Origin of the sequence: Halodesulfurarchaeum formicicum (assembly GCF_001886955.1) — an archaeon.
In the GTDB taxonomy this organism is placed as follows: Archaea; Halobacteriota; Halobacteria; order Halobacteriales; family Halobacteriaceae; genus Halodesulfurarchaeum; species Halodesulfurarchaeum formicicum.
In genome coordinates this window covers 810,480-836,285 of sequence record NZ_CP016804.1, presented here as the reverse complement: position 1 = coordinate 836,285, position 25,806 = coordinate 810,480, and the positions used below count along the sequence as shown (strand labels likewise).

Genomic DNA, 25,806 nt, shown 5'->3' with positions numbered 1-25,806 from the left:
ATTAAGCAACAGGCGTTAATGTGAACCACAGATGGACGACGCCCCACGGCGCACCGTGCCCATCAAACTCGATGTGCCCGAAGAGCGTCGTGGCGACCTCCAACAAACCAAAACCCAATTTCTGCACTGCGCCAACCGAACGAGTGAGTGGGCGTGGCGCTACGATGACTACTGTGTCACCAGTAAGAACAAAGCTGAAAACGCCCTATACGACGAATTGCGCGAAGAAACCAACCTCACCGCCAACCTCGTCCAGAAAGGCATCCGCCGCGCAATCGAAGCCGTCGATGCAGGCGTTGAGAAACTCAAGGACGGCGAGAAGACCAGTCAACCCGATTTCGACTCGTGGAGCGTCGTCTACGACAAACGCTCCGCTTCGTTCAACGATGACCACGCCACGCTCTCCACGCCAAACGGCAGAGTCACCGCTGAATACGTCCTCCCACCTGAGGACGAACGCGAAGATACCCCGTTCGGAAGGTACTACGAGAGTGAAGCGTGGGATGCCTCCAGCGCCACGCTCCAGTACGACGATCAGGACGACACGTTCTACCTGCACGTCACGCTGAAGAACCCCGACTACACGGTTGACGCAAGCGGACGCCAAGAAGCTGGTCACGATGATGATGGTGCCGAGAACGGAGTGGTTCTCGGTGTTGACCTGAACGTGACTGGCACGTTCGCCGTCACCTCAACGGGCGAGTTCATCGGGAGTGCGGACTACCTCACCCACAAGCGCAACCAATACGAACAACGCCGCGCCAAACTGCAACAGGCTGGCACTCGTTCCGCGCACCTCACCATCCAGTCCATCGGTAGCCGCTTTTCGGATTGGTCGCTGGACTGGTTGCACAACCGCGCCAACGACCTCATCGCGGAAGCCCAAGACGCGGATGTAGATGGCATCATTTTTGAGAACCTTGACCATATCCGTGAGAAAATCGCTAATGGGTCGAAGTTCCAGCAGTGGGCTTACGCGAAGTTCGTGGAACTCGTGGAGTACAAGGTTGAATCCACGGCGCTGTTCGTGGACACGGTGAATCCCGCGTACACGAGTCAGCGGTGTTCGCACTGTGGGTTTACCCACGTGGACAATCGTGAGGACAAGGCGTTCGAGTGCCAATCATGTGGGTATGAGGTGAACGCGGATTACAACGCGGCGAAGAACATCGCCAACCGATACTGCGGGTATATCCATCGCGGGCAGAAGTCTCGCGGTGGATGGGCCACCAGTCAACTGGCCCTCAAGTCAGGGACGTTGAACGTGAATGGTGACTACACACCTGCCGAATTACTCGGTTAGAACGGGAGTCCACTGACAAGCCTCGGGGTCGTTCGGAAGATCGAAGATCTTCCGTGATGACGAGACGCCTTCAGCGTCTCGAACCACTTGACCCCGAGGCGGTTGACGTACGATGGCAAGCGACGATTTCGAAGGTTCCAGTCACTCCACTGTTGCTTCTTTCTGTTCGGCTTGCAGTCGCTGTTCGGCTTCGTCTCTGTCCTCAGGGTAGCCGACGTCGATATACCGAGGGACTTCGTCCCCTCAAGGCCTCACTGCGTTCGCGGGATCGCCAGCCGTCCATGCGAATCGCGGGTCGGTTCCGCCCCGCTCGCTTGTAACGTGGCCTCACTACGTTCAGCCACGCTAATCGCGTCGATGGTGCGCCCGGATTCGAGGAGTAAGTCAATAGCGTCACTCATCCCTATTCGCCGCGGTCGGAGGGCTGGACGAGATGAGAGGCGAAGAAGTTGGCCGGCGTGAATGTGTCGAAGCCCGTCATGACGTGCTCCGAGGGTGGGTCTTTGGGTTCAACGAAACAGCGGTCGGGCAGATCAGGTACACCATTTGCCCGAGATTACACCGACAGCACTGACACCCAGCACTCCGGCAGAAACACTATTACACAAACGCCGATAACTTTTCATCATGAACGACGAAACCGGGAGCGAACAGTCTCGGGAGGCCGTACTTGAGGACCTTCGAGACGTCCTCGCAGATCATCCGGTTTCGTTCGCGCTGGTGTTCGGATCGACAGCCCGTGGAACGGCGACGGGCGAAAGCGACCTCGACGTAGCCGTCGAATTTCGGGACGTTCGACCGGGTGACGACGGGTACAGTGACACATACCTCAGGACGCACGTCGCCGTCGCCGAGGCCATCTCCGGCGACGTGGACGTCGTCGACGTCCACTCCATGTCGCCGGAGTTCGCCAGTATCGCGTTCGGCGAAGGGACGGTCGTCGTCGGTTCCGAATCGCGTCGCGACGAGCTGGAAGCCGAACTGGCACGAGAACCGTCGCTAAAGCGTGCTCGCGAACGCGTGACAGGCGCGGCACGGCGACTCCGAGAAGGGGGTTGAATGACTGACGAGCATACGGCACACGTACACGCCGGAGCCGTGACCATTCACCAACCGATTCCTTAAGTTCTATCGGCGGTAATGAGTACGTATGCCCATTCGGTCGGACGACGACATACTCGGTGGTGAACCGCGACTCGCTGGCACGCGGATCGGAGTCCGGCACGTCGCCGAGATGGTGGTCGACGGGAACACCTCGCCAGCCCACGTCGCAGACCAACTGGACGTTTCGCTGTCCGACGTTTACGAGGCCCTCGCCTACTACTACGCACACAGCACGGAGATCCGCGAGTTCGAACGAGCGAACGAAACCGCTCGAAATCGAGTCCGTGAGCAGACCCTGCACCCAAAAGACGCGGCCTGATCGATGGACTTCCTCCTCGACGAACACATCACGCGGGTCTTCGAACGGGTGTTACGTGAACGGGGACACGCCGTGGTGCAAGCGAAGGACGAATTTGGTGAGCAGACGACCGATTCCGAGCTCCTTCGGTGGTGTGGCGAGACCGAGACGGTGCTCGTGACGAACAACGCGAAGGACTTCATCGAACTTCACGAACCCATCGAGCACGCTGGACTCCTGGTCGTCTTCGATCAACGACTTCCCGACAGCGACCCCGAGGGGCTCGCCCGGACGGTCGACGTGGTACTCCAGCAGTACGGAGCGGGCGGTCTCGCAGACGAAATCGTCGACCTGGATCACTGGTACAGCTGGCTGCAATCCTGAGGGACTTCGCGCGGATCTCAAGCGATCTCCCCCGTCGCGTCCTGGCGTTCTTCCTGCAGCCGTTCTTCGGCTTTATCGCGGTCCTCGGGATAGCCCACGTCGATACGCCAGCCGTCCATGCGAATCGCGTCGATGGTACGGCCGGATTCGATCAGCAAGTCAATAGCGTCGCTCAGTTCGTATTCGCCGCGGTCGGAGGGCTGGACGAGATGGCAGGCGTGGAAGATCGCGGGCGTGAAGGTGTAGAAGCCGGTCATCACGAGGTTCGAGGGCGGGTCCGCGGGTTTCTCGATCACGTTAACGATCTCGCCGTAGCCATTGGTATCACAGACGCCATAGCGGGAGGCCTCCTCGGAGGGGACTTCCTCGACCAGGAAGGCCGCGTCGGTGCGGTTCTCTCGTTGTCTGTTGATCACGTCCTCGAGGTTGGCCTGGAAGATGTTGTCCCCGAGCATGAGCATGAAGTCATCGTCGATGTGTTCCTCGGCGGTGAGGAGGGCATGCGCGAGGCCGTTCTGTTCGCGCTGGTGGGCGTAGGTGATTGGCGTGTCGCGGTACTCGTCGCCGAAGTGGCTGATGATATCCTCCTTCTGGTAGCCGACGATTACTATTAATTCGGAGGCATCGAGTTCGACGAGGCGGTCGAAGACGTGGGCGACGAGTGGTTGGCCGTCGACATCCACCATGGCCTTTGGTTTGTCGTCGGTGAGGGGGCGAAGGCGGGTGCCCTTGCCGGCGGCGAGAACGACTGCTTGCATTGGGTGTGTATTCGTCAGTTGTGGGTTAAGTAATTTGTTGGATGGGGGAGCGGTGGCGAGTGTGGCGTTTGTGCTTTCTCAACCACCGAAAGCCCCCGCTCGCTGGACGGCTGCGACGCTCGCGCCGCTCGCGCACCGAGACTCACTTCGTTCGTCTCGGGCTCGCTGCGGTCCTCGCGACGCTGCGGTCCTTGCGTCGTCTCGCTCGCCCAGCGAGCGGCCCCTTTCAGAGTCCCACCCGGTTTGGTTGTCGAGATATAGTAACTGGGTTGGTGGGCTCTGCCGGTGTTAGGAGTTGAGGACGAGCGGTTCGTACCAGTCGCGGTTCTGGCGATACCAGTCGATGAACTTCTCGACACCCTCGCGAATCGTGTGTTTTGGTTCGTAGGTGATTAAATCCTACGAGAAAAATTGGTGGAACCCGGTTATATTCAGTTCTGCAAGGACTGAAATACCTCGACTAATGTATCTACAGACTTAGAAATATCAAACTTATTATGGACGGTTTCTCGCCCATTCGTTGCTATGGCTTTCCGTTTTTCCGGATTATCAAGGAGTTCTTGGATTGCAGACGCTAACTCATTAGGTTCTTTCTCTGGAACCAACAACCCGTTATGGGCGTCAGTAATGAGTTCCGGAATCGCAGAGACGGTTGTCGAGACGCACGCGGTTTCTGACGCCATCGCTTCCTTGAGAACGACCGGCATTGCATCTCGATCGCCGTCCTCAGCAATAACGCAAGGCAATACAAAGACAGCGGCTTCACTCAGTTCTTTCTGGAGTCGTTCATCGGAGACGTGACCCAAGAACTCGACGTGACCTTCAATGCCGTACTCTTTCACCTGTTGCTGTAAGCGGTCTTTCCTATCACCAGTTCCAACGATGTGATATTCGACATCGTACCCTTGTTCAATGAGCTTATTCACGGCCTCAATACCATACGGATAGCCTTTCTTTTCAACCAACCGAGCAACAGTTAACAGTCGGTTCTCAACGGTAAGGGCTGTCGGTTCGAACTTCTCAACCTGTGTCGTCGCTGGAACAACCGTTATATCGTTTGCAATCCCGATCTCTTCGCGAAGATAGTTCCGATTGTATTCAGATGGGACAACCACGTGATCCATACTATCGCAGATATACTTTATCTGAGGAACAATCGGAGAAGAGAATATTTCGTATGCATGGGCGGTAACCGTACATGGAATACCGTAATAGCGTGCAGCGAGCATCGCACCAATTCTGGAGGGACTCGCAAAGTGAGCAGTAACGATATCAATGTCGAAATCAAGTGATTCGATGAACTCAGCACTTTGCTTGCCTAAGAGTAAGTTGTGGCCAATTCGCTTTGGTGAGAAATGCTTGAAAAGCCCGTCTGTTGCATGGCCTAGTGCCATTTGAGCGGATTTCTTAGAGAGTAATTGGGGGAAATCAGTATACGAGGCATCCACATAGTAAATCGGAACGTCAATGTCTTCGTATTCCTCATGCGTAATATTTTCTCCTGGGTCGTTTTGGGCAAAGACTGCGATATTATGCCCCCGGTGGTGAAGTTCGGTGATTTCATTTAGTATGAAACTCTCAGAGAGCTTCGGAAACGAACTAACGTAGTACAGAATTCCTAATTGTTCCATAATAATAGCTCTCGCATACATTTACTAAACGTAATTGGTCTATTAGCATCACAGAGGATCTTGTCGCTGGAGTAGAATTTAATCGTTACTCTCCATCCTCAACAACGCTTGTAATATCTGTTCTTGGGTAAACTTCCAGATGCCCGCCCACAGTTGCGTTATAGATGTCGAATCCAAGTTCATCAGAGACTGATTTGGCCAGTTCGTGGGCAAGAATATGTCTACGGTTCTTTTCTGGCGTTATGATTTCCCCATTGGAATAGTCTTCTGAGAAGTAATTATCCTGGTCAATTAATTCGATATGGTTTGAAAGCTGCGGATACAGTTTGCTGAATACTTTAGATTTAATCGTTTTATACGATAACGCATTGGCAAACGACTTCAGGAGGTAATTACTATCATGTAGAAATTCGATTCCATTCTGGAGTATCGATTCACCATCTCCATGGAATACAGCTGGGTCTGCAGCTTCTGGAAACAGCAAATACCCATCAAAAACGTCGTAGAGGTCGTTTCCCACGAGATGGATTTCATCGAACCCCATGTAAAGCGATATTTGCATCATCTGGTACATCACTGTGTTATATCCATACACGACCTCTGTGATGTCCTCAGACCAAACGTCATGATAGCTCGTTATTGAGTCAGAATTCAACTGGAACGTGGATATATCCAAGTCGGCGCGATCTCGGAGATCGATATTTTCGAAAAACAGAGTGTTATCCTTGGTTGGGACAGATTCGATTAGTGCGGTTCCTCGGGTAGTCTTTTCCGGAAAAAAGCATGGTATCCCGAGTTCTATTGCTTCTTCACAGTAACTTGTGTCAACTCCGTCGTCAACGCAGGCGTAAAATGACGGTCGCCACTCCGTTTCACTGAATATATCCGAAATGCTATTCGCGGCAAATGTATATTCATCCTGGAGTAACTCAAGCGGTGTCTCTTTGAGACTTGGCCCGCTCCCGATTAAGAAAATTCTGCCCGAGTATTCGTTTCTAATTTCAATAAGATCCATATTATTATCAATCTACTACATTTTCCAGTGATACACGGGGATATACTTCTAGCTCTCCCCCAATTGTTGCATTATAAATATCAACTCCTTGATCAGAAGCAATTCGTTGAGCCGCAATATGACTTTTCGTTATTTCGTCGTTCACATGTGTGAGGTCTTCGGGTTGAAGCTGTGTATGCGAACCGAACCGGTTTGCGTCATCTAATTCATTCACATAATCTAAGACCTGACCAGCAAGTTCTCCAATCGGAGAGGAGAGAATCTTGAAAATGATCTCATTTATAACTGATTTTATTAGTATATCTTCTCGATAGCTTTCTAGCAAGTAGGCGTTCTTACCCTCCTTCCAGCCGTGAGGGTTTAATCCCTCGTTAAATATCATATGTGGATCATAGGTACTATAGCCCAAATCACAGCCAAGAAGGTAGATTTCTTTGAAACCCATATATATGGCGATTTGAATAATTGCATACATCGAGTGATATGTGTATAGACATTTAGAGATATCATTAGGCCAGAACTCATATAGATCACAGAGCCTCATAGATTGAATTTCCTCTTTACTTAATTCGTGGAAGTTTTTACCGGATTCCACCGGATTGCATTTGAGCTTCTTCTTTTTGACATAATGAATGTCTTCCCTATCACCAAATTTCCCTTTATGTTGGCGTAATGTTATACATTCTACGCCTGACCTAAAATTATTAATGAAATAGGTATCATAGTTCTTCTCAAATTCCTCAAGTAAGAGAACGTAAAAAGAAGGCCTCCATGTAGTTTCCGAATATATGTCATTTATCCCATTCAAAGCTATACTGTATTCACTATTTAGCCGATCAAGCGGCGTTTTATCCAAACTTGGACCATTACCAATCAAAAAAACCCTCTCTCCCTCATATCTGTTCTGTAACATTTTCATTGACATAGTGGAAATTAACTACGGAAACAGATCTATTTGCCTATTTAGTTGTTCAAACATATCCCAGGTCGGATAGCCTTGATTGTACATCATCGGAGAGATCTTGATTACCTGATGATAATCTATCCCTTAGAGCCTTTCGTTTCATCTCCTTTATCGAGACCTCAAACAAAATATCGTCATCTTCGGGAGTCATGTTTTCAATAATGTCTATTTCATTTTGTACGTTCGGTATACTTTCATCTATGTCATAAATTTTTGTCGTTTCTAAACCATCCCAGAGTACTTTTTTTGTTTCATCTTTATACGAACAGCGGATAGGGCGATCCCAATACGTAAGGTTATTTTTGTGACTTTTTATTGTTCCGACAACCTCACTAGTGACACTGTTATTGCTGAATTTGTACATGTCTTCGTTCGCCAAGTGGGTAATCAGCGAACCAATCTCTAAATGACTAATCAATCTGTCCACTTGTTCCTGATAGCCATCTGGTGGGTTAATGATGAGTAAAGGAACATGGAGAATCCCTTCGCTAAGACTCGATTGATGTCCAAACAACTCCTCTTCTGATGGATTTCCCAAATTTTGACCATGGTCTGAGGTGACTACTATTGTGGTTTCATTTTCGGTGAGTGTATTGATTCTTTCTATCCAATCACTTATGACTCTGTCAAGGTAGTCAATAGATGCACTATAAATATCTGTCCAATTATTAATATATTCTCGGTAGCTATCAGCGTCAAACGAAACTTCCCTGTTTTTTGGGCCATTTGCGGATGTCCATGAATTTGGAACGGTATGAATTGTACTGTCGTAATTATAATGTGCATACATCGGGGAATGGGACTCCATTAAATTCAAAAAGACAAATACAGGATTTTCTGCTGACTCAGTATTCGTTATATGAGACTCAGCCAATTGGAGTGAACGGGCTGTTCCATTGTCGTTGATTTCGGGCCATGGTCTACCTGAAAATATGCGCTCATACATACCGAACTTCGATATTATACCATTTATCAGACTGTAAATAGTGTCATTGTCCCTTATTGATTCTTTCAAGTATTCAAACTTATTTATTTTCCCAAAATCTTCAGGAGAAACTCCTTTAGAAAGTTGGAACGAATTATGAGGTACTTCTGAGAAAACGTCAAAGTATTTATCAAATCCATAAGCCTCACCCGCAAATGTATTTGTGCTCACTCCTAGTATAGAATGGTTTGGCAGGTCAGATAAAAAGGTGTCCGTTATACTTATGGGTTCAAATCCATCTGAGTGAGCATGAGCACCATGCGAATGCGGGAGTTCTCCAGTGAACATGCTGGCGTGACTCGGTAAGCTCCACCCACTAGCCGCACGCGCACCGTTATACACCACGTCAGATTGTTCGTTCAACCTCTTTGCGTATCTGTCGAAGTAGTCTTTACGAACCGAGTCTAGGCATAATAGTACTACATTCCTTATGCTGCTTGAGCTGTCGGACTTTGGGTTATTATTCACCATTTAAACATCCTCGCGTACGCCATCTAAATTTTTCCTACTCATACTTTGAAGTGATTTTATCATCTTTTCCTGACCATCTCCAATACTCTTGTCTAATCCACTTATAACAGATTTAGCTATTTCGTCTGCTTTGTTACCAGCTTGTTGAGAAGGATAGATTTGGTATGGGTGGTTTGTCATATCTTTCAGCCCCCTCATTTTAAATGTGTTTGCCTTAAAGTTAACCAACCTAGCACCGTTTAGTAATGCAAATATACTTCCATGCCATCTACCACCTAAGTACAGTTCGGAATTTCCGATTATTGATGCGCCAACAAGAGAGTTATTGCTAACCTTTGCTAAAGGTAGATTGAAGCCTTCAGCCACTCTAAGAAGAATATGCTCATCGTGTTGTGCAGGAGCTACAAGGAGTATATTAGCGTCAATATTGTTATCTAATAGTGACCGTATTATTTCGGCTATTTTTTCTGAATCCTCTTTCCCGTGGCCAAACCCTGAACCCCCACTAACACATACATATCGATCAGTGAAATCAAAACTAGGTTGGATTTCTGTAGGATGCCAGACCGACATTCCACCTTGACGCAAAATGGTGTTCAGATCGGTCTTTGTTAAGCAGTCGTCTAACAGCCAAGCGGTGTCAGCTGCCTGAATAGTATTATTTGTATCACCAATCTTAGAGTGATATTCTAATTTTGAGATTGGCTCTCTAAAAGCGATAGAATTCAATTGCGGGTATATTACCTTAATCATCTCCTTCAATTCAGGTGTGTCAATTTGCAGAGTATGATTGACAATGTGTGTGGGCTTGTCTAGCTTCACCCGCCATATGTAGGCAAAGAACAATAATATTCGAGATTTAATCCGGTTACCATGGATGCTCCCTTCACCATTAATAACGACCTGGTCGATATTGCCAGGGTCTGGGAAATACTTGCCGAACAATTTTGATTTGAGAAACAGTTCGGACTTGTTTTCAAATTGGTCCATAACTCTAGGATAAATATCAAATACGTGTTTTGCTGGTCGTAACCCATGATCAAGAAATCGCCTATATATTGGGGAAGAACTTTCGAATATCTTCGAAGACTCTCCGATTAAATACTGAACATCAGATAATGACGGGGGAACGGTAGTGCGGATTGGGTCCCTGATTTCGTTCAAAAAAACTGTATATTGTATGTCCACTGACTCCAATAGAAGGTTTCTCAACTGTCTACTGGTTTCGTAACAGCCCCAGTTCTGCCCATCCGAGGTATCTGAGATAAATAGAATATCGTCCATATTATGCCGTCAACCCTCTCTCCATAATGTCATGGATGTGAACGACACCTAAGAACTGGTCAGAATCATCAGTCACCACAAGCTGTGAAATATTTTTCTCCTCAATAACTTCTAAAGCCCGTATTGCGGCCATATCAACGGAAGTCGTAATCGGATCCGTAATCATCACTTCTTCGGCTACCACATCATGGAAGTCAGTACCAGATTCAATAAATCGGCGTATATCACCGTCCGTTAAGACCCCTTTCACATAGTCATCATCGTCCTGAACCACAGCAATCCCTTTACCGCCCTCACTTATTTTCAGAGCAACTTTAGCTAGTGTGTCTGCTGGCCGAGTTTTTGGAATATTCTTGTGTAGTAAATCCTCAACGGTAAGCAACAAACGCTTCCCAATTGTTCCCCCAGGATGGAAGTGTCCGTAATCCTGTTCGCTGAAATCCCGATTTGCCATCAGTGCATTAGCGATACAGTCTCCGATGACCATCGTGGAAGTAGCACTGGCCATCGGGACTAACTCCACGACCGCTCCTTCCTCTTCTATTTTCGTGTTGATATGATAATCCGCCCTTGTGCCTAATTTCGATTCAGGATCGGACGTGATCGATACAGTCGTCGCATCGAACGAGCGAAGAAATTGCAGTAGCTCTACCATCTCGTCCGTGTTTCCGCTATTCGAGATAAGAACAACAACGTCTTCCGCTGAAAGAGCCCCCAAGTCTCCGTGGAGAGCCTCGACAGGATGAATGAAGTGCGAAGACACCCCTATACTATTGAAGGTCGATGAGACCTTCTTGCCCACGTCCCCGGACTTTCCAATTCCGGAAAATACCACCCGACCATCTTCTTCGCTAATCACTTCCGCCACACGGGTTATCTCCGCGACCGTCTCCGTATCCTGTAGCGTGGAAATTGAACTTTCTTGAACCGATAGCGTGTGATAGACGGCATCACGAACATCTGTCTTGGCCAGCCCGTCCTGATCACTTGCCATGTTTCACCGCTTTATCAATCGCTTTCCATTGTTTTAGGAGCGATTCGAAATCATCGAGCGGAAGTTGTGTCGCCGCGTCGGATTTGGCTGACGACGGATCAGGGTGCACTTCGGCAAAAATACCAGCCACCCCAACACCAAGTGCGGCCCGCGCTAACGTCGGCGCAAACCGACGATCCCCCCCACTGGAGTCGCCCTGTGCGCCCGGCCGTTGCACCGAGTGTGTCGTGTCGAACACAACCGGCTTGTCTAGTCCCTTCATAATATCTAAATTCCGCATATCAGCGACGAGGTTATTGTATCCAAACATCGCCCCGCGTTCACAGAGCATCACCCGTTCGTTCCCCGTCGATTCAATCTTGTTCACGACGTTATCCATACCGTCCGCAGCAAGAAACTGCCCCTTCTTGACGTTGATCGGGAGTCCCGTCTCTCCAGCCGCAGTGAGCATATCGGTTTGCCGTGAGAGGAACGCTGGCACCTGGAGAGCGTCAACGACGTCTGCAGCGGGCTCTGCCTGTTCAGGGACGTGGAAGTCAGTTATAACCGGAAGGTCGTACTCGTCTTTGACCCGCTGTAAGATTTCGAGTCCCCGTTCCATCCCGGGACCACGATACGAACTGATCGACGACCGGTTAGCTTTGTCGAACGAACTCTTGAAAATCAGGTCGATGTCGTGGCGGTCAGTGATGTCTTTCAGTTCCCGTGCTGTCTTCAGCACTTGTTCCTCTGATTCGATCGCACACGGACCCGCGATCAAGAAAAAATCGTCTTCGTTAGAAACGGAAATGTTGTTACTGAGTTCCATGGGTGTGTATCTGTTCTATTTCTTTTTCCACCCTCATTATATCACTTTCCACGTTAACCTCTTTTGAGTTGTAGTCTGTCTCAACAGTTTGTATTTCGTACCCATTTTCAAGCAGCCGAAGTTGTTCGAGGTCTTCAACGGATTCGAGTTCTGACTCCATATTGATGTATTTGAGTAGGAGCTCTGTCTCGAATCCATACAGCCCGATATGTTTGTACGTCGTTCCTGTTTCTCCACCTGATGGTATTTTCGACCGCGAAAAGTAAAGCGCCCTTCCGTCGGCGTCGGTTACAACCTTGACCGTGTTTTCGTCGTTAAGGAGTGATTCATCTTCAATTGGGGAGATCGGCGTTGCGACTTTCGGAGAGTTCTCTCTAAGAGCCGTCACAATTGCGTCGATGAGATCAGGGTTAATTAGCGGCTCGTCGCCCTGGATATTGATCGTAAAGTCCGCGCCGACATTCGCAGCCACTTCTGCCACCCGATCCGTTCCTGTCGGGTGATCAGCTTCGGTCATCATTGCGGTGCCGCCGACCGCCTCGACCGCCTCAACAATGCGTTCATCGTCTGTTGCAACGATGAGGTCGTCAAGCAAGTTCGCTCTGCTCGCACGCTCGTATACATGCTGAATCATCGGCTTGCCAGCTATCTCGACTAATGGTTTACCGGGCAGACGCGTTGACCCATATCGAGCGGGAATAACGCCAAGTGCTATTTGAGAAGCTGTTTCTAAGTGGTTCAGGATGTCCCGAACGGCTCCGTCGCCACCGTTGTACTGGCTGACGTACGAACACTCGTTTTTTACTTTTTGAGCCGCGTCTGCGGGACAACAAGCCGTCCCAACAGTTTTCATAGCCTGTAGGTCCGTCAGATCGTCGCCAATGTAAACCGAATCCGCGAGATCGAATCCGAGACGAAGTGTGATCTCCTCGATTTTTTGTTTTTTATTTTCCACCCCTTGGTGGACCTCGTCCACACCAAGTTCCGACGCCCGATTAGCAACAGCTTGGGATTCCCTTGAGGTGACGATCGCGAAGTCGCGGCCGTCCTGTTCCCGCCACTGGACGATTCCGTATCCGTCTTTTACGTCAAACGATTTGAAGACCTCGCCATCCCGGCCGATATTGATTTTCGAGTCTGTGAGGACGCCATCGACATCTGAAAAAACTAATTGACTCATTTTAACCCTTCTAGACCATGTTAACCATGGAGGACAAGTAAGTTTTAGCATGTTCCCCCGAGCCCGGGGCCTGTATTTTGCCTGTGCCGCGGAGTCAGAGTACTTCTGTGGGTCAAGTACCAACCATAGTGGTAGATGCGTCTTCGCACGGGTACACTCATATCTGATTCGGAAAACAACATTGTCGCCCATCGGCGGAATGTCGACGCGCTTCTCGATACAACGAGACAGTCATATTCTCGGATTGACATATTAGCTCTATCAGGACTTCGTGGACGCCACAGATCAGTTCAGGGACTCTCGCATCAAACTTCGTCGTAACGAAAAAGGGATTAATAACTTCTACAACCTCGGGTCGCCATCTTCGTGTTCATCCTCATCTACCTTGAGCTAATATTGGCTAACTTATCGGTTACATCACTCGACGTGTTTCTGATCGATATGTTCAAACTTGGGCCGAACATATGAGATAATGTCCAATTGATCGAGACATTTTCATCCAGTGAATTTTTTGGTTATACAACTGATGTGCTTACGTTCAGTAACGTACCTGTCACCTGTTCATATTTACTGTTGTCCCTCATAGAGTTAACAAAAACTCCGGAAATAGTCTAACATTATTCGGTTCGTTGTAACAATTTCTTTTGTCCCGGTTTTAAGTCTATTTGGGTGCTTAAAGCAGTTCAGAATGGGAAACTAAATCTTGGAATTTGTCCTCAAAAATTCGAATATAACCTTCTGCAATCTCCTCCCAGCTCCATTCACTCCCAATCTCACGTCCTGCCTCGCTGTAAGTCGCGTACATTTCTTGATTACTCCCCAATTCATCTAACCGATCAACAATGGCTTCGGGATCTGGCTCTAAAAACGCCAACTCATTATCATCGTACCATTTCGACAACTCCCCAGGCCGAACGATAGTAGGAAGCCCTGCCGCGCCGTACTCCTTGAGCTTCAACGGCTGTTCAGCATCCTTGAAACAGAAACCGACGTCTGCATGTGCAAGAAATCCAGGCATGAGTCGGTATTCGAACGCACCCGGATAGTGGACGTTGTCCTGTGACTGTGCTTCCTGCCGAACAGTATCAGCCAGATCGCCTTCCCCAATAAAGACAAACTCCCACTCCGGTGCGTGTTGGGCCGTCTCGAGAATCGCTTCGATCTTGTAACTCGGTGTCAGAACCCCGAGATATATCGCGATCGGATTATCAAGATCAACGCCTTCCTCCCGTAAAATCGACTCCGCATCTCGCACTGCTTCCGGATTGGGATCGGCAAAGGCCTCGTAATCCACGGCGTTCGGAAGTCGAACTGCGTCGTCTATCCCACGGTCAAGTGCTTCTTGATAGCTCGATTTGTAGACAAACACCGTCGCATCAGCTCGTTCCAACACCCACCATTCGTACCGTTCGAAGAACCGGAACAGCGGTTCAGGAAGATAGTCGATATCCGAAATCGGGTCGCTCACGTCGCCCAAGAACGGAGTCCGAAGAAGTCGAGCAATCGGATATCCAAGATAGAGCCCAACTCGAACGTTACCCGCAATAATATCATAGGAACCGGTCAACGCCTTCCAGATGGCCTTTGGGGCATCCCATCCAGAAGCATCGACGATGTCGACGGTGTAACCTCGTTCCCGTAACTCGGAGGCGATCCGCTCCCGCCGAACACTGATATTATCTCCTTTGGACGGGCGAAGCCACAGTATCTTCATTAAAAATTCTATTACGGACTCTCCGGTATGTCGTCTTCGAATTCCACAGAGAGCCCGAAGTTTCCTACTGACTAACTGGATGAAGTTACCTCCGCCACCACACATTACAGCAGATTGGTACCAGTCGTCCCAAATCAACGGAAACAGCTACAGCCGTGGATGAGCTCCCTACTTCGACAACTGCCCGATTCAGGTCAAAGGTTGACTTCCCATTAGATCGATCCCAAAACAAACACTCTATAGATTTATCAGAAACTCACCGCCCAATTCGTAGCACAAAAGATTTTGCCAACGAAAGAAAATCCAATCGCGTGTCAACGAACAAGGAACCGCACGTCACGGTCATTGTGACGGCTTATGACCCTGAACGATTTCCTGATATCAACGAAGGGGTCCAAAGTATACTTGACGGGAACTATTCTGAGAGAGATGTCATTGTAGTCGTAGATGGGCGAGAGGAACTCGGCAAACGCCTTCGTGATCGTTGGGAGGACAAATCGGCAGTCTCCATTCTCGTAAACGAGACCAACGTTGGCGCTGCAAGCAGCCGTAACCGAGCAGTAGCAAAAGCTGAAGGGGAGATCGTGGCGTTTTTCGACGACGATGCTGTCGCGGATGAAGATTGGTTACAAGAATTAGTCCGCTGCTATACTGAATACGATGCGGTCGCTGCAGGGGGAAAGATGGTTCCAATTTGGATTGCTGGACACCCCCAGTTTCTCCCACCGGAGTTTTACTGGCTCATTGGTGTCACATATGCCGGCCACCCGGAGGAAATGACGGAGGTTCGAAACACGTTCGCGTCTAACCTCTCGGTCAAAAAGTCAGTTTTTGACGAAATCGGGGGCTTCAACTCAGAGATCGGTCCGAAAGGTGGGTCCCTCCTTCAAAGTGCGGAGACAGACCTATGTGGCCGTATTGCAGAAGAAACGGGACACGGTGTTTTGTATAATCCGGACGCGGAGGTCGGTCACAAGGTGTACGAATTCCGGACAGATCCTGTTTTTCTCCTCAAACGCGCGTTCTGGCAAGGAGTTTCGAAACGCGGGATGCAGGTATACAGTGAAACTGAGTTAGAATCGGAATCAGACTTTTTGAAAAACCTAGTTACGAGCGCAGTTCCCAGCCGGTTAAAGCAGCTGGTCAGAGGGGAGCGTCTCAAAAACCTCCAGCAGCTTGGGTTTTTGCTATTCGCCACTGTGAGTGTTGGTCTCGGCTACGTGTATGGTTTTTCAAAATTTAGAAATGCATAAGGCCAGATTTGCATTCTGTTCGCGGTTCTGAAATTACATACATTCAGAGATAACCCCCGTTTGGGCAGCCGTTTTCGGCAACATTCACAAGGCTTATTCGCCTCGTCAAAGTCCCTCATTCCAATGAGCGACGACTCGACAGCGAGTGGCTCCACTATCGACATGGAGGCACTCACGGACACGTTCCGGCGCTGGTACCACGTGCCGGCGCTGGTACTGGCCGTCGTGACGATGTTCTTCATCCGGATCCAATCCGCGGATCGATTCCTCCAGCCCGGAAAAACGTACCTCGCGGGGAACGACGCCTGGTATCACCTTCGCCAGGTCCAGTACTCCGTTGAGAACGGGCTCGCGACGATGCCATTTGACGTCTGGACTGGATTCGCCGCAGGAAACAATTCCGGCCAGTTCGGCACACTCTTCGACCAGCTGATCGCCACAGCAGCCCTCATTGTCGGCCTGGGTGACCCATCGAGCCAGCAAGTTGCCACTGTCGTGGCCTTCGCCCCCGCAATCTTCGGTGCGCTGGTTGCGATCCCGACCTTCCTCATCGCTCGAAGATTCGGCGGCAACATCGTCGGCGTAATCGCTGCCTTCGTTCTCGCACTTCTCCCTGGTCTCTTCCTCCAGCGTGGCACCATCGGTTCAGCGGACCACAACGTCGCCGAACCGCTCTTCATGTCCCTGGCGATCCTGGGCCTCTTGGTCGCCTTTGCCGTCGCCGACCGCGAACGCCCGGTCTGGGAGCAACTCCTCGAACTCGATATCGCCGGCCTGCGAAACGTCATCGGCTGGGGCGTCCTCGCGGGCGTGGCCATGGCCGCGTACATGTGGATGTGGCCGCCCGGCGTCTTCCTCGTGGGTATCGTCGGCATCTTCCTGCTCGTCTCACTCTCCAGTGACGTCACGAGTGGCGTCAGCCCGGATCACACCGCCATCCCAGCCACTATCGCAATGGTCACAACCGGGATTCTCATGCTCGTCCCGCTGCGTTACCTTGAATTTTCCGCGACGGGCTACACACTACTCCAAGTTATCGCCCCACTGGTGGTCGCCGCCGGAGCAGTCTTCCTCTCGTGGCTGGCTCGCGAGTGGGAGGCACGGAACCTCGAACCGACCTATTACCCACCTGCAGTGCTGGGTATCCTGGTAGTCAGCACAGGCGCGGGACTGCTCGTCGTCCCCGATCTGGTCGGAATGATCCTCAATGAACTCATCCGCATCGTCGGCCTCTCCACGGGTGCAACCACCCGCACCATCAGCGAGGCCCAGCCCTTCCTCCAGTCCCGCGCCGACCGACTCGGCCTGGGGGCCTGGCAGGCCTTCTTCTACGAGTACGGCGCGGCCTTCTTCCTCGCCCTGCTGGGCGGGCTCTGGATGATCCTCCGGCCACACCTCCTGAGTTCTGACTCCCGCCGCATCAGCATGGCCGCGGGCGTGCTCCTGCTGGGTGGGCTCTTCGTCGGCTTCCCGGCCATTCCCACGGCCCTCGGGGGCATCATCGGCCTCAGCGGGGACCTCTTCGGCCTGCTGGTGCTCAGCCTGGCCGTCGCCGCCGCACTGATCGCCGGGGACTACCCCACCGAGCAAATCCTGCTCGTGGTCTGGGCGGCGTTCATGCTCGCCGCGGCACTCACCCAGGTCCGGTTCAACTACTACCTCGTCGTCCCGGTCGCCATCCTCGCGGCCTACGCGGTCGGGCGCGTGATCGACGTCTTCGGCGTCAGCCTGGCGACTCTCTCCCCGCGCTCGATCGACTGGAGTCACGTCATGCTCGTCGTGACCATCGTGCTCCTGCTCTTTGCACCCATGGTCGCCCCGATCAGCTTCGCGAACCAGGACGGCCGGCAGGTCCAGATGCAAACCGCCGTCCAGACCGGCGCGAACGCCGGGCCTGGGGCCGTCACCGAGTGGGACAGCACCCTGGGCTGGATGCAGAACAACACCCCCGAAGTGGGGAACTACGGGGGTGCGGGCAACGCTGATCAACTCGATTACGACGGCACCTACGCCATTCCCGAGGGTGATGATTATGACTACCCCGAAGGGGCCTACGGCGTGATGAGCTGGTGGGACTACGGCCACTGGATCACGGTGCTGGGCGAGCGCATCCCGGTCGCGAACCCGTTCCAGCAGCACGCCACCCAGGCCGCGAACTACCTGCTCGCCGGTGACGAGGAGACCGCCAACGAGCGGCTTGCGGCCACCGACGAGGACGACGCCGAAACCCAGTACGTGGCCGTCGACTACAAGATGGTCGACACCCAGGGCAAGTTCAGCGCGCCCACGGTCTTCTACAACGCGAACGACAGCCTGAGTTACGACAACATGACCGACGGGCAGATCCTGGGCCCGAACGCCGGGACCTACCTCAACTCGGGCTTCCGGCCACCCGTGACCACGCTGAAAACCCAGCGCTACTACGAGAGCCAGATGGTCCGGCTCTATCACCACCACGGGAGCGCGGTCGAGGCGAACACCGTCGTCCAGTACGAGAACCGCGAGTACGAGCAGTACCAGAACCCGGTTCCGACCTACGCCACCTCCCGGACCTTCCGGTCCAGTGAGGCCGCCCAGGAGTTCGCCGCAAACGACAGCAACGCGATCGTCGGCGGGGTGGCCGACTTCCCGCGTGAGGACCTCAAAGCCCTGGAGCACTATCGCCTGGTCCGGGTCTCCGAGGACGCCACCGTCCGCCAGCAGAAACTCGCGAATCTCGAGTTCCGCGAGGGCGAACAGCCCACCTGGGTCAAGCTCTTCGAGCGTGTCCCCGGCGCGACCATCGAGGGTGAGGGCCCGGCAGACTCGACTGTGACCGCCACGGTCGAGCTGGAGTCGAACGCTCCCTACAACGACAGCACGTTCACCTACACCCAGCACGCCGAGACGGACGCGAACGGCGACTTCGAGATGACCCTGCCCTACGCCTCGACCGACTACGATGCGTGGGGCCCCGAGGACGGGTACACCAACACGAGTGTGCGGGCCACCGGCCCCTACGAGTTCAGCACGCCGACGACTGTGGACCGGGCGAACGAGACGATGACGACCCACAGCGCCACCGTCGACGTGCCTGAAGGGACCGTGATCGGAGCGAGCGACGAGCCCATCACGGTGACCCTCGACGAACAGGTGATCGACACGGGCCAGGAGGACACCCAGACCGACACGAACACGACTGACACCACGAACGAGACCGTCGAGTCCGTCGGCACGAGTGGCCTCCCCGAAGTCACGGCCCAGCCCACCGAGTAATGGCCGCCCGAGACTGGCTCGCGGTCTACCTCAAGGGCTTCGCGATGGGCACCGCTGACGCCATCCCCGGCGTCTCTGGCGGCACGATCGCGCTCATCGCGGGCATCTACGACCGCCTGGTGACCGCCATTGCCGGCCTCGACGTCGAGGGCGGGCTGGCGCTCCTCGGTGCACTGCTGGGGAGCCACGAGGCCCAGGGTCGCCGCGAGGCCGTCGACCGGTTCGTCGAACTGGACCTGCACTTCCTGGCGGTGCTCGGGATCGGGATCGTGACTGCAGCCGTCACCGCGGCGAACGTGATCCATCTCGCCGTGGGGTCCTACCCCGGCCCGACCTACGCCTTCTTCTTCGGGCTGATCGCCGCCTCGGTGGTCGTGCTCCGCGTGGCCATGGCGATCGACACCCCGCGAGGCATCGCCATCGCGGTGGCCGGCTTCGCCGTCGCCTGGGTGCTCACCGGCGTGACCAGCACCTCGATCGGCGACGGGCTCGGCCTGGTCTTTCTCTCGGGCGCGGTCGCCATCTGCGCGATGATCCTGCCAGGGATCTCCGGCTCGCTCATCCTGCTCGCACTCGGCCAGTACGAGCGGATCGTGGGGACGGTCCGAGAGCTCACGACCGCGCTGGTCGGCGGTGGGGACCTCCTCGGGCCGGCAACAGTGCTTGCAGTCTTCGCCCTGGGAGCGGGCCTTGGTGTGTTGGCCTTCGCCCGCGTGGTCGCCTGGGCGCTCGAAACCGACCGTAGCGCCACGCTGACCTTCCTCGTGGCGCTCATGGCTGGCGCGCTCAGGGCCCCAGGGAGCGAGATTCTTGAGGCCACTGAGACTTGGACGCCAGGGGCGACCGCCGCTCTGCTGGGGATGGGGATCCTCGGGGGCGGCCTGGTACTCGTCCTCGACCGTGTGACCGCCGGCGTCGAGTACTGATCGGAGCCGAGGTCATTCGTAGGACGTCAATATCGCGATAATGGCCAGAGAAATTACTGCCCGTCGAGGCCCGCCGAAAGCACCTCGATCGGATGGACTGCCTCCTCGTCGGTCCCGTGTTCCAGTTGCATCCCGCAGGTCGGGCACTCGGTGAGCGAGGCCTCGGCCTCGACTGCCTCGGCCGCCGCGAAGAGGTCTTCGCCGATCGCCATCGAGTCTTCGTAGCGCTCCTCCTTCCAGCCGTACGTGCCGCTCATGCCCGAGCAGTCGTCGCCGAGGTGGGCGACCTCGACACCGGCCGCTCTCAGCGCCGGTAGTGCCGCCCCATCGACGCCCTGATCGCGGGCGTGACAGGGGGCGTGATAGGAGAGGGCGTCCGGGAGCGCGGCCGAATCGAGTTCGAGGTCGGCCAGTTCGTCCTGCATCCGCAGGTACTCGACGGCGTCGTAGGTGTTGGCCGCGAGACGATCCACACCATCGAGGTCGAACTCGCGGGGGTTGGTCTCGCGGAGGGTCAGCGAGCAGGAAGTACAGGTGGCGATGACGTCATAGCCCGCCTCGATGTAGGGGTCGAATGACTCGACGTTTTTCCGGGTGACCCGCTCGGCGTCCTCGAGGTGCCCGTTGGCGACCATCGGCGCACCCGAGCAGCGCTGTTCTGGCACCCGGACCTCGTAGCCCAGGTGCTCGTAGACCCGCACCAGCGATTTACCGACCGCTGGCTGGTGGTAGTTGGCGTGATCGCCGTGGAAGTACGCCACGCGTTTGGTCTCGCTTTCGACCTGCGGCCCGCCGCGGTCGGCCCACCACTCCCGGAACGTCTCGTTGGCGAATTCCGGGGCCTCCCGTTCGGCCGTGATGCCCAGGACCGACTCGGCCAGCGAGCGCAGCCAACGGTTGTCCATCGCCCAGTTCGCGAGCCGGGGCACCCGACTCCCCAGCCGAGCCAGCAGGCCGTAGTTCGCCAGGAGACGATCCCGGAGCGCGTGCAGACTCCACCCTCGCTCTTCGACGTGTTCGGCCCGGGCCTCGGTGTGCAGGGCCATGAGATCCACGTCCGCGGGACAGGCAGCGTGACACTGCAGGCAGTTCGTGCAGGCCGCGATGGAGTGATCGACCGAAACGTCACCATCTCGGAGTCGCCACTCCTGTGGCCCCTGTGATTTCGGGCCCTGAAAGTCCGCGTTGACCGGCGTGACCGGACAGACCTCGTCGCAGATGTGACAGGAGTGACACGGGTCAGTGCGGGTCCGCTCCGGCGGACCACCTGTCTTCTCGGGGAGATCCGGCACGCGAGGCGCACTCATCGCGTCACCTCCCGGGCCGCGGCCAGCCCGGCCTGCACGCCGGTGACGATTTCGACGCCGGCCCGGGAGTGCTCGGTGGCCGGGTCGAAACCACCCAGAATCGAGCCCGCGGCCCGGAGGTTGGGATGGCAGATCACGCCGTTTGCTCCGGGCCGCCAGTCCGGATCGACCGCCAGTCCCGCCTGGTGGTCGGTCTGGTGCTCGACTGGCAGGCCAAACGTGGGTTCCTGGACGCCCGATCGGTCCATGGTCAGCCCCCCGGCGGCCACCCCACCGGTCGCGAGGACGACCTGGCTGGCTTCGTATCGGGGACCATTTTGCACGTCGACGGCCTCGATCCGGGCCTGGCCCGCGAGGGCCAGGTCCTCGACGCGTTGTCTGACCTCGACCCCGTGTGCGCGCAGTTGCGCGTCGAGCCGGTCGCTCAGTCTGATCGCGGCCGCGCTGGGGGCCGGGACCGGGAGCTCGAAGACCTCGGCCCCGAGCTGTGTGGAGAGTTCGCTCCGAATTTCGAAGGTTGCCTCGATCCCGAGCATCGACGGCAGTCCAATTCGGCTCTCGCCCTCGTGGACCCGGTCGAGTACCTGTGCCAGGGTCGAGCGAATCGGCTCGTCACTCGGCCAGCGTTCATTCCGGTCCAGGGCCCGGGCGAGTCGTCTGACAGGCCGCTCGGGTGCCGTCGCGCAGAGTTCGATAGTGGCCCCCCGGACCGCGTACGGGACGCGATTCGAGAGCGTCTCGGCCGCGAATTTCGCCGGGAAATCGGGAATCGATTCGAAGCCGACGAGCAGGGTATCCGATCGCCTGGACAACAGTCCGGGCTCGAAACTCGGCGGATAGCGGGCCACAGGTAGCGGCGTTCCGACTGGGGAGGAAACCAGGCCGTTCCGCTCCGTGGCGCTCCCAGCGAGGGTCGATCCCACCACCGCGTCGAAGCGGTCGAGCGCCTCGCGAACCCCCGCAGCGCCTGCCCTCCGCAACGGATGAGAATCGGGGAGCGAGTCGACGGCGGGGATGGGGTCGGCCACCAATCCGGTATCCCCGGGAAGCGAGCCCAGGAGGTCCACCATTCCAGTGAACCCATCCGGCGTGAGCGAGTCGGGAGTCAGCAACGCGACCGACACCCCTTCCTGGGCAGCCGCGAGCGCGGCCAGCCGCGCCGCGAGCCCGCCACCGTAGACGATCACGTCCTGCGGGCCAGTCGTGGGGCTGGACTGGCCGTACTCCTTGGAGGAGTGGCCTGCGGCCGACGCCGTCCCCGTCGCGAAGTCCCCGAGAGGGAGCCCGTCGCTGGCCTTTCCTGCCGCCAGGTTCAGGAGCCGGCCGCGTCGGAGTCGGTTGCGCTCGATCTGGGCCCGCTGGGCGGGAGAATCGAGATGGCGCTGGCCCCGGTCGCGTTCGGCCACCAACGAGGAGAGTTCCGACCAAGCCGGGTCCGATCCGACCGCCTCGGCGAGCACGCCGGCGATTCGATGGGCACAGACCCCGCCCTGGCAGGGCCCCATGGTCGCCCGGGTGCGCGAGCGCACGCCGTCGAGGTCGGCACCCACGTCCCGAATCGCGTCACGGATCTCGGCGTCCGTGACGCCTTCACACTCACAGACGACGGGATTGGGCTGGGCATCGTCGAGAACTGGCTCCGTGCGGTCCCCCAACCGGGTTGCGGTCCGGTGGGCGACTGGATTGCGGAGGTCGTACCGCGAGGCGACGGCTTCCCAGCCAGGCCGGTCGCCACTGCCTGGCAAGGGTTCCTCGGCCGTTCGGCAGGGGGCGTCGAGGCCCAACTTCTCCGCGACCGCGTCCGAGACGGCCTCGGCCATCAGTCGATAGGTGGTCAGCTTGCCCCCGACCACCGTCGTCACTCCGGGCAAGTCGTCCCGCTCGCCGTGATCGAGGACCGCGAAATCCCGCCCCGACTCACCCCCGTCGTCGGGATCGTAGAGCGGGCGCACGCCCCAGTAGGTCCGGATGAGTCGCGTGTCTGCCAGTTCCGGCACCAGCTTTGCCAGTTCCTCGCGAAGCAGTTCGATCTCCTCACCCGTCTCGCTGATCGCATCCGGCCCGTCGATCGCTCTGTCGGTGGTGCCCAGAATCGCCGTCGTCTCGTGGGGGACGAGGATATCGCCCTCGTCGGTGGGTCGGCAGCGGTTGATCACCGTCTCGACTGGGCGAGCGTTCGTCACCGCCATCGCCCCCTGGGCCGGCGCGAGCGGAACGTCGACCGCGAGGTCGGCGAAGAGTTGCCCCGCCCAGGGGCCAGCAGCGTTGACGACGTGGTTGGCCCGAATGGTGCGCTCATCCCCGGTTCGCACCCCAACAACCTGGCCGTCTTCGACCAGCAATCCGGTGACCGGGGTGTCGGTCTCGATTTTCGCACCGTGATTCGCCGCGCTCTTCGCGTTCGCGACGATCAGCCGGAAGGGATCGATCGCGCCGTCCGGAACGCGAAAGGCACGGTCGAGGTCGTTACTCAGTGCGGGCTCGAGTTTTTGAGCCGCCGTGGGTGTCAGTTCCTCGGTCGGGATCCCAATCTCCTCGCAGGCGGCCAGCTTCGAGTCGTAATAGTCGGGGTCGTCCGCGGGGAGCGAGACGAAGAGGCCGCCAGTGTCCTCGATGCAGTGACTCGCAATCTCTCGGAGGATGGCGTTCTCGTGGAGACACTCCTCGGCGGCAGCCGGATCGGAGAGCGCGTAGCGAGCCCCGCTGTGGAGCAGCCCGTGCATCCGACCCGAGGTGCCGGCCGCCAGTCGATCCCGCTCCAGAAGAGTTACGTCCGCGCCACGCATCGCCAGGTCGCGAGCGACGCCAACCCCGGTGACCCCGCCGCCGACGACCACGACCCGTTGTCCCATTGGCCGTGAGTGGTCGGGGTAGTTCCTTGACTGTACCGCACTTCGAGTATGGAGTTTGCATGGACCGCCCCGGTCTGTTCCACCTGTAGATTTTTCTGCTGTGGGAAACCCACCATGAGTAATGCCGTCGAGAAGCGCATCTTGGTTTCACGGCTACGTCGCTTGGTATCTCCGGGGCGCTATTTGGTTCGTCCAGACAGGCGTCGTTGGGCTTGCTCTCCTCGTCATTCTCGGTACGAGAGGGGCCTCCGGGACGGCCGGCAAGATTTTGACGGGGCTTTTCGCTGCACTCCTTCTGTTCAGGCAGGTGGACATGCACGTTCAACAGGAGTTAGAACGGTGAAATCGAAATAGAGTGGCCAAAACGAACGTTCAACGGTCAGCGATTTCGAACGATAATCACTGTGACTCACTCCGAATCAACTACAGTGTCGACAAACTCTGCGGAGAGCTGCTGTTTCAGGACACGATGATTTTTGGCTTCCTTCGTCCCGAGGAGCCCTTCGAGTTCTTCGAAAGAGATCTCGTCATCGTAGTACGATCCAGCAATCTCCTGAACAATTTCTTCATCATCGCTGATGCGCTTCAGGTAGTCCTGGATTGCACGGACCAGAATCGCCGACTGGTCCTCTCCAAGGACAGAAGCTAACACCACAACCCGCTCGATCAATTGTTCCGATGCACGGATCTCAACTCGAGAGGGTTCCGAGCTCATACTTCCATACTCAGAACGGAGGTGCAAGTCGTTTTGGGCGGAGTAAGAGCTAGCTAACTCTCTTTCGTCAATCTGCTTTCGAGTCGCTTTCCGCCGCCTGTTTCAGTCGTTCACCCTCCTCCGAGTCGATTTGCAGTTCCGGAACGGGAGACGGCTCACCGTCCTCGTCGACCGCCACGTAGACGATATCCGCCTCGCTCGCGAGTTCGCCCTCCCCGGTCCGCATGTCCTCCTTGAATGCCTCGACGTGCACCTGGACAGAGGTCTCGCCGGCCTCGTAAACATAGCCCTCCACCCGGACCGCATCATCGACCTCGATCGGCTGGACGAAGTCCACGCTGTCCATGTGGGCAGTCACACACCACTGGCCCGCAAACCGGACTGCAGCCATCCCGCCGACCTCGTCCATCCACTTGACGATCGACCCGCCGTGTGCGGTCCCGAGGTGGTTCGCATGCGAGGAGCGGACGACCCAGCGGTTCGTGATTCGAGTCGAGAGTAAGTCGGGCATGCAGTCCCGTTTTCTCGGGGGCGAATTGAGTGTGTCGACCTGCGCACTCCGCAAATACTTACGCGATCCCGAAACAAATCTCAGATGGCAATCT

21 protein-coding genes and 2 pseudogenes are annotated in these 25,806 nt (G+C 55.3%); 7 read left to right on the top strand and 16 right to left on the bottom strand.

Annotated features, from left to right (window positions below; translation table 11 throughout):
• The first annotated feature begins 31 nt into the window (after nucleotides 1-31).
• Nucleotides 32-1,303 (top strand): RNA-guided endonuclease InsQ/TnpB family protein, encoded by a 1,272-nt coding sequence (locus HSR6_RS04385; RefSeq protein WP_071932915.1) that lies wholly within the window; start codon nucleotides 32-34, stop codon nucleotides 1,301-1,303.
• 141 nt (nucleotides 1,304-1,444) lie between these two features.
• Here the strand turns inward: HSR6_RS04385 and HSR6_RS11315 are convergent.
• Nucleotides 1,445-1,814, bottom strand: a pseudogene (locus HSR6_RS11315) (hypothetical protein); the annotation flags it as partial.
• A gap of 116 nt (nucleotides 1,815-1,930) precedes the next feature.
• Between HSR6_RS11315 and mntA the strand changes: the two are divergent.
• The 3 genes from mntA to HSR6_RS04365 all read left to right on the top strand — a co-directional run bounded on the left by mntA (nucleotide 1,931) and on the right by HSR6_RS04365 (nucleotide 3,089).
• The gene (mntA, locus tag HSR6_RS04375; protein ID WP_070364777.1) at nucleotides 1,931-2,362 is read left to right on the top strand and encodes a type VII toxin-antitoxin system MntA family adenylyltransferase antitoxin; all 432 of its coding nucleotides are present in this window, start codon (nucleotides 1,931-1,933) and stop codon (nucleotides 2,360-2,362) included.
• A gap of 91 nt (nucleotides 2,363-2,453) precedes the next feature.
• Nucleotides 2,454-2,726, top strand: a complete 273-nt coding sequence (locus tag HSR6_RS04370) for a DUF433 domain-containing protein (protein WP_070364776.1) — start codon at nucleotides 2,454-2,456, stop codon at nucleotides 2,724-2,726.
• 3 nt (nucleotides 2,727-2,729) lie between these two features.
• Nucleotides 2,730-3,089 (top strand): DUF5615 family PIN-like protein, encoded by a 360-nt coding sequence (locus HSR6_RS04365; RefSeq protein WP_070364775.1) that lies wholly within the window; start codon nucleotides 2,730-2,732, stop codon nucleotides 3,087-3,089.
• A 17-nt stretch (nucleotides 3,090-3,106) separates the two neighbouring features.
• On the opposite strand, the gene aglF is transcribed toward HSR6_RS04365, so the two are convergent.
• The 11 genes and pseudogenes from aglF to HSR6_RS04315 form a co-directional block, all read right to left on the bottom strand.
• Nucleotides 3,107-3,847 (bottom strand): UTP--glucose-1-phosphate uridylyltransferase AglF, encoded by a 741-nt coding sequence (gene aglF / locus HSR6_RS04360; protein ID WP_071932914.1) that lies wholly within the window; start codon nucleotides 3,845-3,847, stop codon nucleotides 3,107-3,109.
• A gap of 288 nt (nucleotides 3,848-4,135) precedes the next feature.
• Nucleotides 4,136-4,246: pseudogene (locus HSR6_RS11200) on the bottom strand (UDP-glucose 4-epimerase); the annotation flags it as partial.
• A 32-nt stretch (nucleotides 4,247-4,278) separates the two neighbouring features.
• The gene (locus HSR6_RS04355; RefSeq protein ID WP_071932913.1) at nucleotides 4,279-5,478 is read right to left on the bottom strand and encodes a glycosyltransferase family 4 protein; all 1,200 of its coding nucleotides are present in this window, start codon (nucleotides 5,476-5,478) and stop codon (nucleotides 4,279-4,281) included.
• Nucleotides 5,479-5,563: 85 nt separating this feature from the next.
• Nucleotides 5,564-6,493, bottom strand: coding sequence for a hypothetical protein (locus tag HSR6_RS04350; RefSeq protein WP_071932912.1), 930 nt, complete (start codon nucleotides 6,491-6,493; stop codon nucleotides 5,564-5,566).
• A 7-nt stretch (nucleotides 6,494-6,500) separates the two neighbouring features.
• Complete coding sequence (locus tag HSR6_RS10860) at nucleotides 6,501-7,412, bottom strand: motility associated factor glycosyltransferase family protein (RefSeq protein ID WP_148661798.1); 912 nt, start codon at nucleotides 7,410-7,412, stop codon at nucleotides 6,501-6,503.
• Between the two features lie 52 nt (nucleotides 7,413-7,464).
• A complete protein-coding gene (locus HSR6_RS04345) occupies nucleotides 7,465-8,913 on the bottom strand; it encodes a sulfatase-like hydrolase/transferase (protein WP_071932911.1) in 1,449 nt (482 codons plus the stop codon).
• A complete protein-coding gene (locus tag HSR6_RS04340) occupies nucleotides 8,914-10,197 on the bottom strand; it encodes a polysaccharide pyruvyl transferase family protein (protein WP_083426098.1) in 1,284 nt (427 codons plus the stop codon).
• A gap of 1 nt (nucleotide 10,198) precedes the next feature.
• Complete coding sequence (locus HSR6_RS04335; RefSeq protein ID WP_071932909.1) at nucleotides 10,199-11,191, bottom strand: KpsF/GutQ family sugar-phosphate isomerase; 993 nt, start codon at nucleotides 11,189-11,191, stop codon at nucleotides 10,199-10,201.
• Nucleotides 11,181-11,999 carry a 3-deoxy-8-phosphooctulonate synthase gene (gene kdsA, locus HSR6_RS04330; protein WP_071932908.1) on the bottom strand — a complete coding sequence of 273 codons (819 nt, stop codon included), beginning with the start codon at nucleotides 11,997-11,999 and terminating at the stop codon, nucleotides 11,181-11,183. Before kdsA ends, HSR6_RS04335 begins: the two co-directional genes overlap by 11 nt.
• Entirely contained in the window at nucleotides 11,986-13,179 is a 1,194-nt protein-coding gene (kdsB, locus tag HSR6_RS10785; protein ID WP_158514133.1) for a 3-deoxy-manno-octulosonate cytidylyltransferase, read from the bottom strand. Before kdsB ends, kdsA begins: the two co-directional genes overlap by 14 nt.
• A gap of 673 nt (nucleotides 13,180-13,852) precedes the next feature.
• Nucleotides 13,853-14,893 (bottom strand): glycosyltransferase family 4 protein, encoded by a 1,041-nt coding sequence (locus HSR6_RS04315; RefSeq protein WP_071932907.1) that lies wholly within the window; start codon nucleotides 14,891-14,893, stop codon nucleotides 13,853-13,855.
• Between the two features lie 311 nt (nucleotides 14,894-15,204).
• Here HSR6_RS04315 and HSR6_RS04310 point away from each other — a divergent pair, with 311 nt between their 5' ends.
• From HSR6_RS04310 to HSR6_RS04300, 3 genes are all read left to right on the top strand, one after another.
• Nucleotides 15,205-16,146, top strand: a complete 942-nt coding sequence (locus tag HSR6_RS04310; protein ID WP_071932906.1) for a glycosyltransferase family 2 protein — start codon at nucleotides 15,205-15,207, stop codon at nucleotides 16,144-16,146.
• A gap of 123 nt (nucleotides 16,147-16,269) precedes the next feature.
• Nucleotides 16,270-19,401: an oligosaccharyl transferase, archaeosortase A system-associated gene (locus tag HSR6_RS04305; RefSeq protein WP_071932905.1), complete on the top strand. Its 3,132-nt coding sequence runs from the start codon at nucleotides 16,270-16,272 to the stop codon at nucleotides 19,399-19,401.
• Nucleotides 19,401-20,327 carry a DUF368 domain-containing protein gene (locus tag HSR6_RS04300; RefSeq protein ID WP_071932904.1) on the top strand — a complete coding sequence of 309 codons (927 nt, stop codon included), beginning with the start codon at nucleotides 19,401-19,403 and terminating at the stop codon, nucleotides 20,325-20,327. Before HSR6_RS04305 ends, HSR6_RS04300 begins: the two co-directional genes overlap by 1 nt.
• Nucleotides 20,328-20,380: 53 nt before the next feature.
• Here the strand turns inward: HSR6_RS04300 and HSR6_RS04295 are convergent, their stop codons facing one another.
• The 4 genes from HSR6_RS04295 to HSR6_RS04275 all read right to left on the bottom strand — a co-directional run bounded on the left by HSR6_RS04295 (nucleotide 20,381) and on the right by HSR6_RS04275 (nucleotide 25,712).
• Entirely contained in the window at nucleotides 20,381-21,634 is a 1,254-nt protein-coding gene (locus tag HSR6_RS04295; protein ID WP_071932903.1) for an anaerobic glycerol-3-phosphate dehydrogenase subunit C, read from the bottom strand.
• Nucleotides 21,631-24,609, bottom strand: coding sequence for an anaerobic glycerol-3-phosphate dehydrogenase subunit GlpA (gene glpA / locus HSR6_RS04290; RefSeq protein ID WP_335589191.1), 2,979 nt, complete (start codon nucleotides 24,607-24,609; stop codon nucleotides 21,631-21,633). The genes HSR6_RS04295 and glpA overlap by 4 nt, the downstream gene beginning before the upstream one ends.
• A gap of 286 nt (nucleotides 24,610-24,895) precedes the next feature.
• Nucleotides 24,896-25,201, bottom strand: a complete 306-nt coding sequence (locus HSR6_RS04280; protein WP_071932900.1) for a hypothetical protein — start codon at nucleotides 25,199-25,201, stop codon at nucleotides 24,896-24,898.
• Nucleotides 25,202-25,268: 67 nt separating this feature from the next.
• Nucleotides 25,269-25,712, bottom strand: coding sequence for an acyl-CoA thioesterase (locus HSR6_RS04275; RefSeq protein WP_071932899.1), 444 nt, complete (start codon nucleotides 25,710-25,712; stop codon nucleotides 25,269-25,271).
• Nucleotides 25,713-25,806 lie beyond the last annotated feature (94 nt).

Coding starts and splice junctions, on each gene's coding strand:
- HSR6_RS04370 (WP_070364776.1), top strand. CDS start 2,454: ATGCCCATTCGGTCGGACGACGACATACTCGGTGGTGAACCGCGACTC.
- HSR6_RS10860 (WP_148661798.1), bottom strand. CDS start 7,412: ATGAAAATGTTACAGAACAGATATGAGGGAGAGAGGGTTTTTTTGATT.
- kdsA (WP_071932908.1), bottom strand. CDS start 11,999: ATGGAACTCAGTAACAACATTTCCGTTTCTAACGAAGACGATTTTTTC.
- HSR6_RS04275 (WP_071932899.1), bottom strand. CDS start 25,712: ATGCCCGACTTACTCTCGACTCGAATCACGAACCGCTGGGTCGTCCGC.
- HSR6_RS04345 (WP_071932911.1), bottom strand. CDS start 8,913: ATGGTGAATAATAACCCAAAGTCCGACAGCTCAAGCAGCATAAGGAAT.
- HSR6_RS04350 (WP_071932912.1), bottom strand. CDS start 6,493: ATGGATCTTATTGAAATTAGAAACGAATACTCGGGCAGAATTTTCTTA.
- aglF (WP_071932914.1), bottom strand. CDS start 3,847: ATGCAAGCAGTCGTTCTCGCCGCCGGCAAGGGCACCCGCCTTCGCCCC.
- HSR6_RS04300 (WP_071932904.1), top strand. CDS start 19,401: ATGGCCGCCCGAGACTGGCTCGCGGTCTACCTCAAGGGCTTCGCGATG.
- HSR6_RS04280 (WP_071932900.1), bottom strand. CDS start 25,201: ATGAGCTCGGAACCCTCTCGAGTTGAGATCCGTGCATCGGAACAATTG.
- HSR6_RS04365 (WP_070364775.1), top strand. CDS start 2,730: ATGGACTTCCTCCTCGACGAACACATCACGCGGGTCTTCGAACGGGTG.
- HSR6_RS04385 (WP_071932915.1), top strand. CDS start 32: ATGGACGACGCCCCACGGCGCACCGTGCCCATCAAACTCGATGTGCCC.
- HSR6_RS04315 (WP_071932907.1), bottom strand. CDS start 14,893: ATGAAGATACTGTGGCTTCGCCCGTCCAAAGGAGATAATATCAGTGTT.
- HSR6_RS04295 (WP_071932903.1), bottom strand. CDS start 21,634: ATGAGTGCGCCTCGCGTGCCGGATCTCCCCGAGAAGACAGGTGGTCCG.
- HSR6_RS04305 (WP_071932905.1), top strand. CDS start 16,270: ATGAGCGACGACTCGACAGCGAGTGGCTCCACTATCGACATGGAGGCA.
- mntA (WP_070364777.1), top strand. CDS start 1,931: ATGAACGACGAAACCGGGAGCGAACAGTCTCGGGAGGCCGTACTTGAG.
- HSR6_RS04355 (WP_071932913.1), bottom strand. CDS start 5,478: ATGGAACAATTAGGAATTCTGTACTACGTTAGTTCGTTTCCGAAGCTC.
- HSR6_RS04335 (WP_071932909.1), bottom strand. CDS start 11,191: ATGGCAAGTGATCAGGACGGGCTGGCCAAGACAGATGTTCGTGATGCC.
- HSR6_RS04340 (WP_083426098.1), bottom strand. CDS start 10,197: ATGGACGATATTCTATTTATCTCAGATACCTCGGATGGGCAGAACTGG.
- kdsB (WP_158514133.1), bottom strand. CDS start 13,179: ATGAGTCAATTAGTTTTTTCAGATGTCGATGGCGTCCTCACAGACTCG.